General features: G+C 41.7%; 15 protein-coding genes. 14 read left to right on the top strand and 1 reads right to left on the bottom strand.

Features of this window, described 5'->3' with window-relative positions:
- Nucleotides 1–82 precede the first annotated feature (82 nt).
- From accD to H7F25_RS11875, 5 genes are all read left to right on the top strand, one after another.
- The gene (accD, locus tag H7F25_RS11895) at nucleotides 83–958 is read left to right on the top strand and encodes an acetyl-CoA carboxylase, carboxyltransferase subunit beta (protein ID WP_024424796.1); all 876 of its coding nucleotides are present in this window, start codon (nucleotides 83–85) and stop codon (nucleotides 956–958) included.
- A complete protein-coding gene (gene accA, locus H7F25_RS11890) occupies nucleotides 943–1,920 on the top strand; it encodes an acetyl-CoA carboxylase carboxyl transferase subunit alpha (RefSeq protein ID WP_024424795.1) in 978 nt (325 codons plus the stop codon). Before accD ends, accA begins: the two co-directional genes overlap by 16 nt.
- 341 nt (nucleotides 1,921–2,261) lie before the next feature.
- Nucleotides 2,262–3,221 (top strand): 6-phosphofructokinase, encoded by a 960-nt coding sequence (pfkA, locus tag H7F25_RS11885; RefSeq protein WP_024424794.1) that lies wholly within the window; start codon nucleotides 2,262–2,264, stop codon nucleotides 3,219–3,221.
- A gap of 27 nt (nucleotides 3,222–3,248) precedes the next feature.
- A complete protein-coding gene (gene pyk / locus H7F25_RS11880; protein ID WP_024426143.1) occupies nucleotides 3,249–5,009 on the top strand; it encodes a pyruvate kinase in 1,761 nt (586 codons plus the stop codon).
- A gap of 98 nt (nucleotides 5,010–5,107) precedes the next feature.
- Nucleotides 5,108–5,497 (top strand): FxsA family protein, encoded by a 390-nt coding sequence (locus tag H7F25_RS11875; protein WP_024424793.1) that lies wholly within the window; start codon nucleotides 5,108–5,110, stop codon nucleotides 5,495–5,497.
- A 26-nt stretch (nucleotides 5,498–5,523) separates the two neighbouring features.
- Here H7F25_RS11875 and ytvI read toward each other — a convergent pair whose 3' ends face one another.
- On the bottom strand, nucleotides 5,524–6,642 hold the full coding sequence (gene ytvI, locus H7F25_RS11870; protein WP_024426142.1) for a sporulation integral membrane protein YtvI: 1,119 nt from the start codon (nucleotides 6,640–6,642) through the stop codon (nucleotides 5,524–5,526).
- Nucleotides 6,643–6,742: 100 nt separating this feature from the next.
- On the opposite strand from ytvI, the gene H7F25_RS11865 reads away from it, so the two are divergent.
- The 9 genes from H7F25_RS11865 to ytaF all read left to right on the top strand — a co-directional run bounded on the left by H7F25_RS11865 (nucleotide 6,743) and on the right by ytaF (nucleotide 18,305).
- A complete protein-coding gene (locus tag H7F25_RS11865; protein WP_024424791.1) occupies nucleotides 6,743–7,207 on the top strand; it encodes a DUF441 domain-containing protein in 465 nt (154 codons plus the stop codon).
- A 376-nt stretch (nucleotides 7,208–7,583) separates the two neighbouring features.
- Entirely contained in the window at nucleotides 7,584–8,702 is a 1,119-nt protein-coding gene (gene citZ, locus H7F25_RS11860; RefSeq protein ID WP_024424790.1) for a citrate synthase, read from the top strand.
- Nucleotides 8,703–8,849: 147 nt separating this feature from the next.
- Nucleotides 8,850–10,121, top strand: coding sequence for an NADP-dependent isocitrate dehydrogenase (gene icd, locus H7F25_RS11855; RefSeq protein WP_024424789.1), 1,272 nt, complete (start codon nucleotides 8,850–8,852; stop codon nucleotides 10,119–10,121).
- Nucleotides 10,122–10,155: 34 nt separating this feature from the next.
- Nucleotides 10,156–11,094 carry a malate dehydrogenase gene (gene mdh, locus H7F25_RS11850; protein WP_008356047.1) on the top strand — a complete coding sequence of 313 codons (939 nt, stop codon included), beginning with the start codon at nucleotides 10,156–10,158 and terminating at the stop codon, nucleotides 11,092–11,094.
- Between the two features lie 185 nt (nucleotides 11,095–11,279).
- The gene (locus H7F25_RS11845) at nucleotides 11,280–12,008 is read left to right on the top strand and encodes a response regulator transcription factor (protein WP_024426141.1); all 729 of its coding nucleotides are present in this window, start codon (nucleotides 11,280–11,282) and stop codon (nucleotides 12,006–12,008) included.
- A complete protein-coding gene (pnpS, locus tag H7F25_RS11840; RefSeq protein ID WP_185853756.1) occupies nucleotides 12,001–13,743 on the top strand; it encodes a two-component system histidine kinase PnpS in 1,743 nt (580 codons plus the stop codon). Before H7F25_RS11845 ends, pnpS begins: the two co-directional genes overlap by 8 nt.
- A gap of 255 nt (nucleotides 13,744–13,998) precedes the next feature.
- Nucleotides 13,999–16,638, top strand: a complete 2,640-nt coding sequence (polA, locus tag H7F25_RS11835; RefSeq protein WP_185853755.1) for a DNA polymerase I — start codon at nucleotides 13,999–14,001, stop codon at nucleotides 16,636–16,638.
- 26 nt (nucleotides 16,639–16,664) lie between these two features.
- Nucleotides 16,665–17,498: a DNA-formamidopyrimidine glycosylase gene (gene mutM, locus H7F25_RS11830; protein ID WP_185853754.1), complete on the top strand. Its 834-nt coding sequence runs from the start codon at nucleotides 16,665–16,667 to the stop codon at nucleotides 17,496–17,498.
- Between the two features lie 174 nt (nucleotides 17,499–17,672).
- Complete coding sequence (gene ytaF, locus H7F25_RS11825; protein WP_034279660.1) at nucleotides 17,673–18,305, top strand: sporulation membrane protein YtaF; 633 nt, start codon at nucleotides 17,673–17,675, stop codon at nucleotides 18,303–18,305.
- Nucleotides 18,306–18,316 lie beyond the last annotated feature (11 nt).

Below are 18,316 nucleotides of genomic sequence, written 5' to 3'. Positions count from 1 at the left end.
TAGTTTCGGTACAGTTATGACATGTCCTATAATAGTGGATGTGCGTGTAAAGAAAAAACCCTTCAAAAAGGGAGGTAGTCATTTGTCAATCAAGAATATTTTCAGTAAAAAGAAAAAATATGCATCTGTACCCTCTGAACAGGCAAGTCAAGATGTGCCTGAAGGCATCATGACCAAATGTCCGCAATGTAAAAAAATAATGCTCACCAAAGAACTAGATAAAAATTTACGTGTTTGTATGAATTGCGGCAGACATTTGCAAATGAATGCAAAACAGCGTATTGAAAGCCTTGTAGATGAAGGCACATTTGAAGAATTTAACGGGCACCTCATTTCATCAAACCCGCTCGGTTTCCCAGGCTACGAAGAAAAGCTTGAGAAAGACAGAGAAAAAACATCTTTGAATGAAGCCATTGTCACTGGTAAAGGTGAAATTGAAGGCCAAAGTGCTGTGATTGCTGTCATGGATGCCACGTTCCGTATGGGCAGCATGGGATCCGTTGTTGGTGAAAAGATCACGCTGGCGATCGAGAAAGCAAAAGCGGACAAGGTGCCATTTATTATCTTTACTGCTTCTGGCGGAGCGAGAATGCAAGAGGGAATTCTCAGTCTCATGCAGATGGCAAAAACAAGTTCAGCATTAAAACTGTTCAGCGAGGATCAAGGTTTGATTATCTCTGTGATGACGAACCCAACAACTGGCGGTGTATCAGCTAGTTTTGCGTCTCTCGGTGATTACAATTTTGCAGAACCTGGTGCTTTAATTGGTTTTGCAGGCCGCAGAATCATTGAACAAACGATTCGTGAAGACCTGCCAGAGGACTTCCAGACGGCTGAATTTTTAATGAAGCATGGACAGCTTGATGCTGTGATCCATCGTGCAGAAATGAAAGAAACACTAGGCCGAATCTTAGCACTACACAGCACAGGAGGTGAACGAGAGTGGCTGGAGAACTAGAATTTGAAAAACCTGTCATTGAACTTCGAGCGAAAATTGATGAACTGAAAAAGTTCACACAAAACTCAGAAATGGATTTAAGTGCAGAAATTGAGCGCCTTGAAACACGTCTGAGCAAGCTTGAAGCAGACATTTATACAAATTTAAAGCCGTGGGACAGAGTGCAGATTGCTCGGCATGCGATGCGCCCAACAACTCTCGATTACATTCAAGAGCTGTTTGACAACTTTTTCGAATGTCACGGTGACCGTTTTTATGGTGATGATGAAGCGATCGTTGGAGGAATTGCCACGTTTAAAGGGCTTCCTGTCACGGTTATTGGCCATCAGCGCGGTAAAGATACAAAAGAAAACTTGCGCCGTAATTTCGGAATGCCTCATCCAGAAGGCTACCGTAAAGCGCTGCGCTTGATGAAACAAGCAGATAAATTTAATCGCCCGATCATTTGCTTTATTGATACAAAAGGAGCTTATCCTGGTAAAGCGGCTGAAGAGCGCGGACAAAGTGAAGCAATTGCGAAAAACCTATTCGAAATGGCAGGACTTCGTGTACCAGTTGTCTGTATTGTCATTGGAGAAGGCGGAAGCGGCGGCGCACTAGGCTTAGGCGTAGGAAACCACCTATTCATGCTAGAAAACTCAACATATTCAGTGATTTCACCTGAAGGTGCAGCAGCACTGCTCTGGAAGGATTCATCACTTGCGAAAAAAGCTGCAGAATCAATGAAAATTACCGCTCCAGACCTAAAAGAATTAGATATTATAGATGATGTTATTAAAGAAGTGCAAGGTGGAGCACATCGAGACGTGAAACAACAAGCAGCTTACATGGAAAAAACATTAAAACAGTCACTTACATCTTTGCTCAAACTAACGCCTGAAGAACTAGTCGAACAAAGATATGAAAAATACAAAGCAATCGGGAAAGTCTCGATTGAAAATCAATATATTGGGGTAAACTAAATAAACGTACAGCCTTTTTGGCTGGCGTTTATTTTTTTCATCTTTTTTCATGAAAACCGTCTTCATGTAAGCGCTATTTGAAAATAATTTTCTTTTGTTTTCATAAAATTTGAAACGTCTGAAAACCTTGATATGACAAGGTTTATAGCACTTGCCTTTACAGATTTCAGAGAGATTTGCTTTCATGACGTTCTTAACTTTTGTTTAAAAACGGTTTATTTAATTGTATAATAAGTACGGTTTTAGAAATTCGTATTGAAAACATCCAAATTTGCTCATGATTGTTTTCAAGCAGTGGAAATGGTATGTTTAATTCATATATGGTCTCTGAGGTGAAAAAGATGAAGCGTATAGGAGTTTTAACAAGCGGTGGGGATTCCCCAGGAATGAATGCAGCTGTGCGCGCAGTTGTAAGGAAAGCAATTTACCATAATGTTGAAGTTTACGGTATTTATAATGGATACTCGGGTCTAATTAACGGTAAAATTGAGAAACTCGAAATAGGTTCAGTAGGCGATATCATTCATCGTGGAGGAACAAAACTTTACACGGCAAGATGTCCTGAATTCAAGACAGTTGAAGGTCGTGAAAAGGGAATTGAAAACTTAAAAAAATTCGGTATTGAAGGACTTGTAGTCATTGGTGGAGACGGGTCATTTATGGGAGCAAAGAAATTAACAGAGCTCGGTTTTCCATGTGTAGGTGTTCCAGGCACGATTGACAACGATATTCCAGGTACTGATTTCACTATTGGCTTTGATACAGCACTGAATACTGTCATTGATGCCATTGATAAAATTCGTGATACAGCCACATCTCATGAACGTACATACGTAGTGGAAGTAATGGGAAGACATGCTGGTGATATTGCTCTTTGGTCAGGTCTTGCGGGCGGAGCCGAATCTATTTTGATTCCTGAAGCAGACTATGACATGGACGAAATTATTGCTAGGTTAAGAAGAGGTCACGAACGCGGCAAGAAGCATAGTATCATCATCGTTGCAGAAGGCGTAGGCAGCGGTGTTGAATTTGGTAAGCGGATTGAAGAGGAGACAAGCCTTGAAACACGTGTATCTGTCTTAGGGCATATTCAGCGCGGAGGTTCTCCGAGTGCGTTTGACCGTGTACTGGCAAGCCGTTTAGGAGCATATGCAGTCGAGCTTCTTCTTGAAGGACAAGGCGGACGCTGTGTAGGCATTCAAAGCAATGAACTCGTTCATCACGATATTTTAGAAATCTTAGATAAAAAACATACAGTCGATAAAAATATGTACCGACTTTCACAAGAGCTCTCTATATAAAACGAGAAGACCTTAGGAGGAACAGTAATGAGAAAGACAAAAATCGTTTGTACAATCGGTCCAGCAAGTGAAAGCATTGAAAAGCTGACTGAATTGATTGAAGCAGGAATGAATGTAGCCAGACTAAACTTCTCCCATGGAGATTTTGAAGAGCATGGTGCACGCATTGAAAACATACGTAAAGCAGGTAAAACATTAGGCAAGGACATTGCGATCCTTCTAGATACAAAAGGTCCAGAGATCCGTACACGTACAGTTGAAAACGGCTCAATTGAGCTAGTCGCTGGTGCTGATCTTATCGTGAGTATGGAAGACATTGTTGGAAATACGGAAAAAATTAGTGTGACATACGAAGATTTAATTCATGATGTAGAAGTAGGTTCAACGATTCTATTAGATGATGGTCTGATTGGTTTAGAAGTAAAAGAAATTAACAAGGACCGCAAAGAAATCGTCACTAAAGTCATGAATACAGGCACGCTCAAAAACAAAAAAGGCGTCAACATCCCTGGCGTCAGTGTGAACCTGCCAGGTATTACAGAAAAGGATGCCAATGATATTCTGTTTGGAATTGAACAAGGCGTCGATTTCATCGCAGCTTCTTTTGTGAGACGAGCTTCTGATGTTCTTGAAATTCGTGAGCTTCTTGAAAAGAACAATGCGACTGATATTCAAATCATCCCTAAGATTGAAAACCAAGAGGGTGTTGATAACATCGACGAGATCCTTGAGGTATCTGACGGTTTAATGGTTGCGCGTGGAGATCTTGGTGTAGAGATCCCGGCAGAAGAAGTACCGCTTGTTCAAAAAATGCTGATCAAAAAATGCAATCGTTTAGGCAAGCCTGTCATTACAGCGACTCAAATGCTCGACAGCATGCAGCGTAACCCACGTCCTACCCGTGCGGAAGCAAGTGACGTGGCAAATGCTATTTTTGACGGCACAGATGCGATTATGCTTTCTGGTGAAACAGCAGCAGGAACATATCCAGTAGAAGCTGTACAAACAATGCACAACATTGCATCACGTTCAGAAGAAGCACTAAACTATAAAGCCATTCTTTCCCGCAGAAGCGAAGAAGTAGAAGTCAGCATTACAGACGCGATCGGTCAATCTGTTGCACATACAGCAATGAAGCTTGATGTAGCAGCGATTGTGACACCGACGGAAAGCGGACATACAGCAAGAATGATTTCAAAATATAGACCAAAAGCACCAATCGTAGCAGTTACTGCAAACGAATCAGTGGCGAGAAAGCTATCACTCGTATTCGGTGTATTTGCAAAGAGCGGATCAAAAACGACATCTACTGATGAAATGCTTGAGAATGCAGTAGAAAAGTCAATTGAAACAGGCTATGTAAGACACGGCGATTTAATTGTCATTACAGCAGGTGTGCCAGTTGGTGAAACAGGTACGACGAACTTAATGAAAGTATATGTTGTCGGTGACATCATTGCGAAAGGTCAAGGGATTGGCCGTAAATCTGCATTTGGACCGGTTGTCATTGCACAAAGCGGAAAAGAAGCAGAAGAAAAAATGTACGATGGTGCGATCCTAGTTGCAAACTGCACAGATCGTGATATGATGGGAGCTTTAGAAAAAGCATCTGCCCTTATCACAGAAGAGGGCGGTTTAACAAGCCATGCAGCAGTTGTTGGACTAAGCCTTGGTATCCCAGTGATTGTTGGTCTTGACAGCGCCACAACACTTTTAAAAGAAGGCGAAGAGATTACAGTAGATCCAGCACGCGGAGCGATCTACAAAGGCCGTGCAAGCGTCCTTTAAATCATACTAGAGGGGAGTTGTCTGACTCCTCTCTTTTTTTATGTTACACTAAAAAAAGTAAACAGCTTTCATGAAAGATACCCCATGAGGTGATATGGTTGAAGAAATATTTTCTACTATTATTAATTCTGTTCCCTGCGGTGGAAATTAGTTTATTTTTAATCTCAAGTAAAATCATTGGCATTTTGCCAACGATGCTGCTCATCGTGCTGACAAGTGCCTTAGGTGCTTATTTCGCAAGAAAACAAGGAATAGAAGCCTTCCAAAAAGTGCAGCGAGATTTGCAATATGGAAAGATGCCAGGGGGAGCGATTGTCGATGGTTTTTGCATTCTAATCGGCGGTCTGCTGCTGCTCATTCCAGGCTTCTTATCGGATCTCATTGGGGCTTTGCTGCTCATTCCGGTGACGAGAAAGGGAATCAAGCCGCTCTTTGAACGCTGGCTTAGAAACATGTCTAATCGTAACCGCTACACGATCATTCGTTAAAGAGACCTTCAGGCTGAAGGTCTCTTTTATTTTTGCATGCCATACCGAATGTACTCATAAATATCTCTGAAAACTCCTGCATTACGGAACGCCTGCCACACGACAAGGGAAGCAGGGCCAATCACAAGTCCAAGAAAACCAAACCATTTTAACCCGACAAATAGCGCCACAAGCGTTGCTAAAGGATTAAGTCCGATGGATTTGCTTAAGACTTTTGGCTCTGATATTTGTCTTTGAATGAGAACGACAATATACAAAATGCCCAGCCCAATGGCAAGGGAAAGATTTCCTGTCATAGCAGAATAAATGATCCACGGTAGAAAAACAGTGCCGCTCCCGATATATGGAAGTAAATCGACGAGCCCAATACATAAAGCAATCACAAGGGCGTGCTCAACTTTTAAAATGATGAGTCCAATCAATACAATACCAATCGTCATGGCCACAAGTAGGAGCTGGGCTTTCATAAAGCCGGTAATGGCTTTTTTGATTTCAGATAAAATGGCGCGTGTATGCTGCATCCATTTTGCGGGAAAGATACGTGAGCCATATGTTTTTAACGTAAACCAATCTTTCGTGATAAAAAAAGTTGCGAGAGCAGAAAACAACAGAGTGGCTGCTGCATCAGGCAAAAGACCTAAAAACGCTGGAATAAGCTCGAGTGTTTTCGAAAGAAAAGTCCCGATTTTTGCGGCCGCTTCATCACCGAGTGCTTGAATTTGTCCCAAAATCGATTCCTTTTGACCTGCTTGAAGCGTATTAAATTGGGCCGTCATATCATGATATAAAGGCAGAATCTTGTCTGTGAAAAATTGCTCTAAAATACCAATCATTTGATCAAGATGGCCAGGCAGCACTTTTGCCAAATAAGCACTTCCTGAAATGATTTCCGCAACTAAAAGCGTCATTAACCCGGCAGCTGCGACTAAAAAGAGCAAGAGCACAATGACCACAACAAATCCTCTCGGCATTCCGGTGATCTCTTCGATTTTGCATACGGCAGGATGAATCAAACAAGACACAATAAGGGCAATCCAAAAAGGATATAAAAACGGAAAAGACTGATATAAAAAGACAACAGCAAAAACAGCAATGCTGATCATCATCAAACTTCGCAAAAAAATGGCCACATAGGCGTGATTCACACAATCCCCTCCAAAAAACAAGCATGTCCGATACTTCATTTTATTCAAAAAGATTAGTAATATGAAAAGGTCGCAATAAAAAGAAAGAAAGGAGCGGCGTATGTTTACTCAAGCAAATTTATTTTTGGTACTTTTACTCGTTATTGCACTTATTGCAAAAAACAATTCGTTAATTGTAGCGGTCTCTGTGCTGATCGCGATTAAGCTGATTGGCCTGGATCAAAAAATTTTCCCGGTTCTCCAATCTAAAGGCATTAATTGGGGAGTCACCGTTATTACCATTGCTGTGCTGGTCCCGATTGCAACAGGTGACATTGGATTTAAGCAGCTTGGAGAAGCGATGAAATCTTCCTATGCTTGGATAGCTCTTGGAGCGGGTATATTAGTAGCATTAATTGCAAAAAACGGTATTGTGCTACTCGAAAATGATCCGCATATTACGGCAGCGCTTGTGTTCGGCACCATTTTGGCAGTCAGCTTATTTAAAGGAGTGGCTGTTGGGCCGCTTATCGGGGCAGGAATTGCTTATTTGGCGATGCAGGCTGTGAAATTTTTCAGCGGGTGAAAAGAGAGTGGTTCCTGCCACTTTCTTTTTTAAATTTTTTCTTGCGTGAGCTTTTGCAAAAAAACATAATTAAATATATTAAAAGAAGCAAAATCCCTTTATTCCATGCCTGATATGGGAGACTGGAAAAAAAAATATCAAAAAAAATTATAGTTAAACATTTAACAAATGTCTGATTATTGTTTATAATGGGAATAGGCTTAATTTTGAACTCATTGATCATACAAGAGATATGAGGCTAAAAGCGCTCTAACCGTATAGGTAAATGTAAGCATTTTCTTTTCTGAGCCTGCTATCTTATTCGGATTGGATAGCGCTTTCAAAAAGTGAGAATTCTGCAACGAAGGGGAATCTTTTTAAAAAGGGGAGATTGAACATGACAGCAACAAGAGGTCTTGAAGGTATCGTGGCAACAACTTCATCCGTAAGCTCAATTATTGATGATACTCTTACTTATGTAGGGTACAATATCGATGATTTAACTGAAAAAGCTACATTCGAAGAAATTGTCTACCTGTTATGGCACTTAAAGCTGCCGAATGAGCAGGAGCTGAGTGAATTAAAACAGCAGCTCAATGAAAATGCTCAGATTCCGCAAGAAATCATTGAGCATTTTAAATCTTATTCGCTCGATGGGGTTCATCCAATGTCTGCGATTCGTACAGCAGTATCTTTACTAGGTTTACTCGATGACGAATCAGAGATTATGGACAAAGAAGCGAATTACAGAAAGGCGATTCGCTTACAGGCGAAAATTTCTGGACTAGTCGCTGCGTTTTCTCGCATTCGCAAAGGACTTGAGCCTGTACAGCCAAAAGAAGAATACAGCTATGCTGCAAACTTCTTGTATATGCTAAATGGCGAAGAGCCGTCACCAGTAGAAATTGAAGCCATTGATAAGGCACTTATTCTACATGCGGATCATGAATTAAACGCATCGACATTTACAGCGCGTGTATGTGTTGCTACACTATCAGATATCTACTCTGGTGTGACAGCGGCGATCGGTGCGCTGAAAGGACCGCTTCATGGCGGCGCTAATGAAGGCGTGATGAAGATGCTTTCAGAAATTGGCGAAGTTGAAAACGTAGATTCCTATATTCATGGTAAGCTAGAGAAGAAAGAAAAAATTATGGGCTTTGGCCACCGTGTATACCGTCAAGGTGACCCGCGTGCAAAGCATCTAAAAGAAATGAGCCAGCGTTTAACAAACCTCACTGGCGAGCCGAAATGGTATGAAATGTCTGTTCGCGCAGAGGAAATCGTGACATCAGAGAAAAATCTTCCACCAAATGTTGATTTTTATTCTGCATCTGTATATCACAGTCTTGGCATTGATCATGACTTGTTTACACCAATTTTCGTGATCAGCCGATTCTCTGGATGGATTGCTCACATTCTAGAGCAATATGATAACAACCGACTCATCCGTCCAAGAGCTGATTACATTGGACCTGATCTTCAAACCTTTGTTCCGATCAGTGAAAGAGACTAATGTTTATAGAATAAGCGGGGGCTGATTTCAAAAGGCCAATCAGCCTCTATATCAACAAAAAACGAATCACGTGAAAAACTTTTTTGCTTGCAGACATCAAGCCAAGAAGTTTCAAATATTCACTACATAACCTGGGAGGTAATATCATTGTCACAAGGCGAAAAAATTACAGTTACTGGCGGCGTATTGAATGTACCAAATAATCCAATTATCCCGTTTATCGAAGGGGACGGAATCGGTCCTGACATTTGGAAAGCAGCATCAAGAGTACTTGAAGCAGCTGTAGAAAAAGCATATAAAGGTGAAAAGCAAATCACTTGGAAAGAAGTATATGCAGGTGAGAAAGCTTACAATAAAACTGGAGAGTGGCTTCCTGAGCAAACGCTTGAAGACATTCGTGAATACTTAATTGCGATTAAAGGACCACTAACAACACCAATTGGCGGAGGAATCCGTTCATTAAACGTGGCACTTAGACAAGAGCTTGATTTATTCACATGCTTACGTCCAGTTCGCTGGTTCAAAGGCGTACCTTCTCCTGTGAAACGTCCAGAAGACACAGATATGGTGATCTTCCGTGAGAACACAGAAGATATCTATGCTGGTATCGAGTATGCAAAAGGTTCAGACGAAGTGAAGAAGTTAATTGACTTCTTGAAAAACGAATTAGGTGTGAACAAAATCCGTTTCCCAGAAACGTCAGGTATCGGAATCAAGCCAGTTTCTGAAGAGGGTACATCCCGTCTTGTCAGAGCGGCTATCCAATATGCAATTGACCAAGGCCGTAAATCTGTGACGCTTGTTCACAAAGGAAACATCATGAAATTTACAGAAGGTGCCTTCAAAAACTGGGGCTACGAAGTGGCTGAAAAAGAGTTTGGCGACAAGGTCTTTACATGGGCACAATATGATCGTATTGTAGAACAAGATGGAAAAGATGCGGCAAACAAAGCGCAAAGTGAAGCAGAAGCTGCTGGCAAAATCATTGTCAAAGACAGCATTGCAGATATTTTCCTTCAACAAATCTTAACTCGTCCAGCTGAGTTCGATGTTGTGGCTACAATGAACTTAAATGGAGATTACATCTCTGATGCACTTGCAGCACAAGTTGGTGGAATTGGTATCGCACCAGGTGCGAACATCAACTACGAAACAGGACACGCTATTTTTGAAGCGACTCACGGCACAGCACCAAAATATGCTGGTCTTGATAAAGTGAATCCATCTTCTGTTCTTCTATCAGGCGTGCTTTTACTTGAGCACCTTGGCTGGCAGGAAGCAGCTGATCTAGTGATTCAATCTGTTGAAAAAACAATTGCATCTAAAGTCGTCACATACGATTTTGCTAGATTAATGGATGGCGCAACAGAAGTAAAATGTTCTGAGTTTGCTGACGAGCTCATCAAAAACTTGTCTTGATTCTTAAACTTTAAAGTTAAAGGGGAAAAAGGAAATGGCAAACAAGCGTAAAAAAGTATCTGTCATCGGAGCAGGTTTTACTGGAGCAACTACAGCATTTCTAACAGCTCAAAAAGAATTAGCGGATGTCGTATTAGTTGATATCCCGCAGCTTGAGAACCCAACAAAAGGGAAAGCACTTGATATGCTGGAAGCAAGCCCTGTTCAAGGCTTCGATGCGAACATTACAGGCACTTCTAACTACGAAGATACAGCCGGTTCTGATGTCGTGGTCATTACGGCAGGAATTGCAAGAAAGCCGGGAATGAGCCGTGACGATCTCGTGTCCACAAATGAAAAAATCATGCGCAGCGTGACACGCGAAATCGTTAAATATTCTCCAGAAGCCATTATTGTTGTGTTAACAAACCCTGTTGATGCAATGACATATGCAGTTTATAAAGAATCAGGATTACCAAAAGAAAAAGTCATTGGACAATCGGGCATTCTTGATACAGCACGTTTCCGTACGTTTGTTGCTCAAGAATTAAACCTATCTGTCAAAGATGTGACGGGCTTTGTCCTTGGTGGACATGGCGATGACATGGTTCCGCTTGTTCGTTACTCTTATGCTGGCGGTATCCCGCTTGAAACATTGATTCCAAAAGATCGTATTGATGCGATTGTTGAAAGAACAAGAAAAGGCGGCGGCGAAATCGTAAACCTGTTAGGTAACGGTAGTGCCTATTATGCACCTGCTGCTTCACTAGTAGAAATGGTTGAGGCGATTCTAAAAGATCAGCGCCGCGTGATCCCAACGATTGCATACCTTGAAGGTGAATATGGCTACGAAGGCATTTACCTTGGTGTACCAACAATCGTAGGTGGAAACGGCCTTGAGCAGATCATTGAGCTTGAGTTGACAGAAGAAGAAAGAAGTCAGCTTGACCGTTCTGTTGAATCTGTTAAGAACGTCATGAAAGTATTGTCTTAATATGAAAAAAAGAAGGCTTCTCTTATGAGGGGCCTTCTTTTTGTTTACAAAACAAATCTTGTCGAAATTTTAAATTGTCCTCTTGTTAAGCTTTCGTTAAAATGAAAGAGAAAGCATGACTTCTCGCTTTTCACATAAGATACAAAAAAACGGATGCAGGGGAAATCACTAATTGGAGGCACAACATGAATAAAAAAATATTAGTTGTGGATGATGAAGAATCGATTGTAACACTTCTAAGCTATAACCTTGAAAGGGCGGGCTATGATGTCGTCACAGCAAGAGATGGGGAAGAAGCGCTTGAAAAAGCAGCAAGTGAACAGCCTGATCTCATTGTATTAGATTTAATGCTTCCGAAGATGGACGGCATTGAAGTGTGTAAACAACTGAGAATTCAAAAAATGATGTTCCCTATTTTAATGCTGACAGCAAAGGACGATGAATTTGATAAGGTGCTCGGCCTTGAGCTTGGAGCCGATGATTACATGACAAAGCCATTCAGTCCTAGAGAAGTCGGTGCTCGGGTAAAAGCCATCTTGAGAAGAGCGCAGCAATCTCAGCCTGTCCCCGCGCAAGAGGAGAAGGAAGAGGTCATTGCAGACCAAATCAAAATTGGTGAACTGCGCATTTTACCAGAACACTACGAAGTCTACTTCCAAGAAGAACGCCTAGAGCTTACGCCGAAGGAATTTGAACTGCTGCTTTATTTGGCCAAGCATAAAGGACGTGTCCTCACACGTGATCTGCTGCTAAGTGCCGTTTGGAATTATGACTTTGCAGGTGACACTCGTATTGTGGATGTACATATCAGCCACTTGCGGGACAAAATTGAAAAGAATACGAAAAAACCAACATACATTAAAACCATTCGCGGCTTAGGCTACAAATTGGAGGAGCCAAAGCCAAATGAGTAAAATTAGAACCCGTCTGTTTTCGGGCCTTATTTTTCTCCTTTTTATTGTGTTTGTTGCACTTGGCCTTTTTTTGGATCACATGTTCCATATTTTTTATGAAACAAAATTAACGGAACGAATGGAAAATGAATCGAGCTTTCTTCTTTCTTCCATGGATGGTGATGATCTGCAGGCGAAGCAAAACAAGAAGATCCTCAATCAGGCAAAGCAGCATCTCGATATGAATGCGTCAATTGTGGACCTGAAGGGGAATATCATACATACAACAGGTCAAGCGGAGCAAAGGGGCATCATTCAAAACACACTGAACAATGAACGCCTTCAAACAAAAGGCGTCGTCATTGAGGATGAGAAGGATGCGCTGTTTCATTACGCCGTCCCTATCCTGAAACAAAACAAACCGGTGGGCTATTTATTTCTCCATGCGTCATTCCAGCCTTTAAATGAAATTGACGGCCAGCTTTGGCTCGCATTAGCCGTTTGTCTTGGCTCGGCGATTATTATTATCGTTTTCTTTGGATACCGCATGTCGATGAAATATGTAAAACCGATAGATTATGCCACAAAGGTAGCCAAACAGCTGGAACGCGGGAACTATGATACCAATCATTATGAAGAGCTCATCATCGAAACAAGTGAGCTTAATACATCAATGAAGCGCCTGGCAGAAAGCCTTCAAGAAATGACTAGCACTGGGGAAATGCAGCGGGACCGTCTGCAAACAGTCATTGAAAACATCGGTGCAGGAATTATTTTGATTGATAAGATGGGATATATCAACCTAGTCAATCGAACCTTCCGCAAGCAGTTTAAAGTGCAAAAGCACATTTACATGCACAAGCTGTATCATGAAGCATTTACTCATGAAGAAATTATTGAGCTGATTGACGAAATTTTCATGACAGAAACGAAGGTGCGGAAGTTTTTACGCCTGGCTGTTGACATTGAACGGCGCTACTTCCAGGTGGATGGTGTTCCCATTTTAAGTACAGACGATGAATGGAAAGGAATTGTCCTTGTATTTCATGACGTGACAGAAACAAAGCAGCTGGAGCAGATGCGAAAAGATTTTGTCGCCAATGTGTCTCACGAATTAAAGACACCGATTACGTCGATTAAAGGATTCTCTGAAACTCTTCTTGATGGAGCGATTGATGATAAAGAAGCGCTGACACAATTCCTTTCCATCATTCTAAAAGAGAGTGTCCGTCTCGAAACTCTCATTCAAGATTTACTCGATCTTTCCAAAATCGAGCAGCAGCATTTCAAACTGAATATTCAAGACGCCAATGCGACAGAAATCATTCAAGAGATTGAAGTCCTTTTAAAACAAAAGGCCGCAGAAAAAGGCATTCAATTACAAGTGCGAATCCCGAAAGAGCCTGTCTATGTGATGGCAGATCCGCTGAGGTTAAAGCAAATCTTCCTCAATCTCGTGAACAATGCCCTTACCTATACACCAGAGGGAGGGAGTGTCACCATTTCGGCAAGACCGCGGAAAGGCGCCTATGAATTTCATGTAGCAGATACAGGAATCGGCATGAAGAAAAGCGAGATTCCAAGAATATTTGAGAGATTTTATCGAATTGATAAAGATAGAAGTAGAAATTCAGGCGGTACAGGACTTGGTCTTGCCATTGTCAAACACCTTGTGGAGGCGCATGAAGGAACGATTTCGGTCCATAGCAAACAAGGCAAAGGAACAACTTTTACAGTGAGCCTGAAATCAAAATAGGGAAAAATGGAAAGTCACGTTAAAATTTACATGATCTTTACAATGGATTCATGTTTAGTTAAACAATCATTGGTAGGATGAATAGGAACCCCTTCATCCAAGGAGCCAATTTTGTAAGGACGAAAACACTTGTTGTTTTCGTCCCTTTTTTTATGCAGGTTCGACTATTTTCTTTTCAAAATAAACTTTGATAAAATGATGATACAATGTGTGAAAGAGACGGCTGAAATGGCTCAGCCGATGGAGGATTAAAACATGACAGACAAAAAGAAATTAGTACTAGTGGATGGAAACAGTCTCGCATATCGAGCCTTTTTTGCTTTGCCGCTATTATCAAATGATAAAGGCGTCCATACAAATGCCATTTATGGCTTTGCGATGATCTTAATGAAGATGCTCGAGGACGAGAAGCCAACCCATATGCTTGTCGCATTTGATGCGGGAAAAACAACGTTCCGCCACGAGACATTTAAAGAATATAAAGGCGGAAGACAAAAAACGCCGCCAGAGCTATCAGAACAAATGCCGTTTATCCGTGAACTATTAGATGCCTATCAGGTGAAAAGGTACGAGCTTCCTCAATACGAGGCAGACGATATTATCGGGACATTGGCTGTGGAGGCAGAAAAAGACGGCTTTGAAGTCAAAATTTTCTCAGGAGATAAGGACTTAACGCAGCTCTCAACAGACCGTACGACGGTAGCAATTACGAAAAAAGGCATTACAGAAGTAGAATATTACACACCGGCTCATATTGAAGAGAAATATGGCCTGCGCCCAGATCAAATCATCGATATGAAAGGTTTGATGGGAGATTCCTCAGATAATATCCCAGGGGTGCCAGGTGTAGGTGAAAAAACAGCGATTAAATTGTTAAAGCAGTTTGAAACGGTTGAAAACCTGCTTGAACATATTGACGAAGTCAGCGGGAAAAAACTCAAAGAAAAGCTTGAAGAATATAAAGAGCAGGCAGTGATGAGTAAAAAACTCGCAACGATTCTTGTAGAAGCGCCAATTGATGTATCAAGCAAGGATCTCGCATATGAAGGTCCTCATATGGATCAAGTGATCTCTCTTTATAAAGAACTAGGCTTTCAAACGCTGCTAGAACGTCTAGGAGAAGCACCAGAAACAGGTGAACAGGTCGAAGTAGAAGCATTAGAAGTGAAAAAAATGACCGAAGTAACGGATGAGATGCTGACAGATCATGCCGCCCTTGTGGTAGAACAGCTTGGAGATAATTATCATGAAGCAGATTTGATTGGTTTTGCGATCCATAATGAAAATGGTGCGTTTTTTATCACGAAAGAAGATGCACTTCAATCAGATGCATTTAAACAATGGGTACAGGATGAAACGAAGAAGAAATGGGTCTTCGATTCAAAAAGAGCAGTTGTCGCTCTCAGATGGCACGATGTCGATCTAAAAGGTGTCGATAACGATGTCCTGCTCGCTTCCTATGTCGTCAATCCTCAGAAATCCTATGAGGACGTCGCAAGTGTGGCGAAGGAATACGGTCTTAACATCGCATTTTCTGATGAAAAAGTGTACGGAAAAGGAGCAAAGCAGGCGATCCCACCTGAAGATGAACTGAAGGAACATCTTGGACGAAAAGCAGCGGCGATCTCTGCTCTGCATGATTTAACACTTGAAGCACTAGAAAAAAATGATCAACATGAACTGTATGAAGACTTAGAGCTGCCGCTTGCCCTCATCTTAGGTGAAATGGAATCACTTGGCGTAAAGGTAGATATTGAGCGCCTAGAGAAGATGGGTGAAGAGTTAGCGAAAAAGCTGAAAGAATATGAGGAAACCATTCACCGCTTAGCAGGTGAAACGTTTAACATCAATTCTCCTAAACAGCTTGGCGTGATTCTTTTTGAAAAGTTAGGTCTGCCGATTATTAAAAAAACAAAAACAGGTTACTCGACATCTGCGGATGTTCTTGAAAAGCTTGAAGATAAGCACGAAATCATTCGGTCTATTCTGCATTACCGCCAAATTGGAAAGCTCCAATCGACCTATGTGGAAGGTTTAATGAAGGTAACGCGCAAGGATACCCATAAAGTGCATACACGATTTAATCAAGCGCTCACGCAAACAGGAAGACTAAGCTCAACAGATCCCAACTTGCAAAACATCCCAATTCGTTTAGAGGAAGGACGGAAGATTCGTCAAGCATTCGTTCCATCAAAAGAAAGCTGGCTTATGTTTGCTGCTGACTATTCACAAATTGAGCTGCGTGTTCTCGCTCATATTTCTCAGGATGAGAATTTGATCGAAGCGTTTACGCAAGATATGGATATTCACACGAAAACAGCGATGGACGTGTTCCATGTCTCAGAAGAAGAAGTGACTTCCTCTATGAGAAGACAAGCCAAGGCTGTCAACTTCGGAATTGTATATGGAATCAGTGACTATGGATTATCTCAAAATCTTGGGATCACAAGAAAAGAAGCAGCTGCCTTTATCGAACGCTATTTAACAAGCTTTAAAGGCGTGAAAACCTATATGGAAGAGATTGTGCAGGAAGCGAAACAAAAAGGATATGTCACGACACTTCTCAAACGCAGACGGTATATCCCGGATATCACCAGCCGCAATTTTAATATCAAAAGCTTTGCGGAAAGAACAGCCATGAACACACCGATCCAAGGCAGTGCAGCTGATATTATTAAAAAAGCCATGATTGATATGGCGCGTAAGTTAAAAGAAGAAAACTTGCAGGCAAATCTTTTATTACAGGTGCACGATGAATTGATCTTCGAAGCGCCGAAAGAAGAAATTGCCATACTCGAAAAAATTGTCCCTGAAGTCATGGAAAATGCACTTCAGCTAGATGTGCCGTTAAAAGTTGATTTTGCTTCAGGCCCATCTTGGTACGACGCAAAATAATAGAGAGAGAAAAAGGAGCGAGGAGCATGCCGGAATTACCAGAAGTTGAAACCGTCCGGCGCACACTCAAGCGGTTAGTCGAAGGAAAAACGATTGAAACGGTCAATATCAAATGGCCGAATATCATCAAACGTCCTGGGGAGCCGGAAGAGTTCGCAAGAAGGATGGTAGGAGAAACGATACAAACCATTGAAAGAAGAGGAAAGTTCCTGCTCTTTCATTTAGACCACTACGTAATGGTCTCCCATTTAAGGATGGAAGGGAAATACCGTGTACATGAAGCGCATGAGCCATACGATAAACATGTACACGTCGTCTTTACTTTTACAGATGGTACTGAGCTTCGGTATCATGATGTGCGTAAATTTGGCACGATGCATTTATTTCAGCCGGGGGAAGAGGAAAAGGAACTCCCGCTCTCACAGCTGGGGTATGAGCCTTTTGATGATCAATTCACTCCGGAATATTTATGGGAGCAATTGAAAAAAACATCTCGTGTGGTCAAAACAGCGCTGCTTGATCAAAAGATTGTCGTGGGACTAGGTAATATTTATGTAGATGAGGTTTTGTTTAAAGCAGGCATTCATCCAGAAACAAAAGCGAATCAGCTCAGCCTTGAATCGTGTAAAGTGCTTCACATGCATATTATCGATACACTTCAAGTAGCGGTAGATGCAGGAGGAAGCACGATTCGCTCATATATCAATTCACAAGGTGATATTGGAACATTTCAGCTGCAGCTTCTTGTGTATGACCGGCGGGGAGAGCCTTGTCAAACATGCGGAAGCATCATTGAGAAAACAGTAGTCGGAGGGCGCGGCACACATTTTTGTGTAACCTGCCAAAAACGTCCTCAATAAAAATCAGCCATCAGCATGCTTCCTTTTTACTGTGCATACGATAAAAAACATTCATTTTTCAGCAAGGTGTAGACTGACACACAGCCCACCTGCTCTTCATATAGTGAAGAAGAGTCTAAGGACGCCTAGAGACTCTTGATCATCGTTGCATGAACAGAAAGGAAGAGTTCAGGTATGATTTCGATTTCGCTCCTGTTTTTAGCTATTGCAGTCAGCATTGACAGCTTTTCTGTAGGCTTTACGTATGGACTTCGTAAAATGAAGATTCCATTTAAAGCGATTGTCATTATTGCATGCTGTTCAGGGATTGTGCTGCTCATTTCTATGCTGATTGGCAGCCTGCTGACGACATTCCTCCCTGTCTCAGTGACAGATAAACTTGGTGGAGGCATTTTGATTGCCATTGGACTTTGGGTCCTTTATCAATTTTACAAACCAGCGAAAGAGCGTGATTTGCTACTTCATGAAAAGACATTGCTTAATGTGGAAGTGCAGTCACTTGGTCTTGTCATTCAAATTTTGCGCAAGCCGACAAGTGCAGATATTGACCGTTCTGGGACGATTAATGGAATAGAAGCGGTGCTTCTTGGGATTGCTTTATCCATTGATGCATTTGGCGCAGGGATTGGCGCTGCGATTCTAGGCTTTTCACCAATTGTCATGAGTATCACTGTGGCCGTGATGAGCTCTCTCTTTGTGTGTATAGGGCTTCGTTCCGGTCATTACTTGGCAAATTGGCGCTGGATCGATAAACTTGCATGCTTACCAGGGCTTCTGCTCATTTTAATTGGGGTGTGGAAGCTGTAAAGGAGGAAATC

This window comes from Bacillus sp. PAMC28571 (genome assembly GCF_014250435.1).
GTDB lineage: Bacteria > Bacillota > Bacilli > Bacillales > Bacillaceae > Bacillus > Bacillus safensis.
Note: the sequence above shows the minus strand (reverse complement) of the source record. Positions and strands in the feature narration are given on the sequence as shown.

Excerpts from the sequence above, each read along its gene's own strand:
- citZ (WP_024424790.1), top strand. The coding sequence starts at position 7,584 with ATGACAGCAACAAGAGGTCTTGAAGGTATCGTGGCAACAACTTCATCC.
- mdh (WP_008356047.1), top strand. The coding sequence starts at position 10,156 with ATGGCAAACAAGCGTAAAAAAGTATCTGTCATCGGAGCAGGTTTTACT.
- H7F25_RS11845 (WP_024426141.1), top strand. The coding sequence starts at position 11,280 with ATGAATAAAAAAATATTAGTTGTGGATGATGAAGAATCGATTGTAACA.
- mutM (WP_185853754.1), top strand. The coding sequence starts at position 16,665 with ATGCCGGAATTACCAGAAGTTGAAACCGTCCGGCGCACACTCAAGCGG.
- pfkA (WP_024424794.1), top strand. The coding sequence starts at position 2,262 with ATGAAGCGTATAGGAGTTTTAACAAGCGGTGGGGATTCCCCAGGAATG.
- ytaF (WP_034279660.1), top strand. The coding sequence starts at position 17,673 with ATGATTTCGATTTCGCTCCTGTTTTTAGCTATTGCAGTCAGCATTGAC.
- pyk (WP_024426143.1), top strand. The coding sequence starts at position 3,249 with ATGAGAAAGACAAAAATCGTTTGTACAATCGGTCCAGCAAGTGAAAGC.
- H7F25_RS11865 (WP_024424791.1), top strand. The coding sequence starts at position 6,743 with ATGTTTACTCAAGCAAATTTATTTTTGGTACTTTTACTCGTTATTGCA.
- polA (WP_185853755.1), top strand. The coding sequence starts at position 13,999 with ATGACAGACAAAAAGAAATTAGTACTAGTGGATGGAAACAGTCTCGCA.
- pnpS (WP_185853756.1), top strand. The coding sequence starts at position 12,001 with ATGAGTAAAATTAGAACCCGTCTGTTTTCGGGCCTTATTTTTCTCCTT.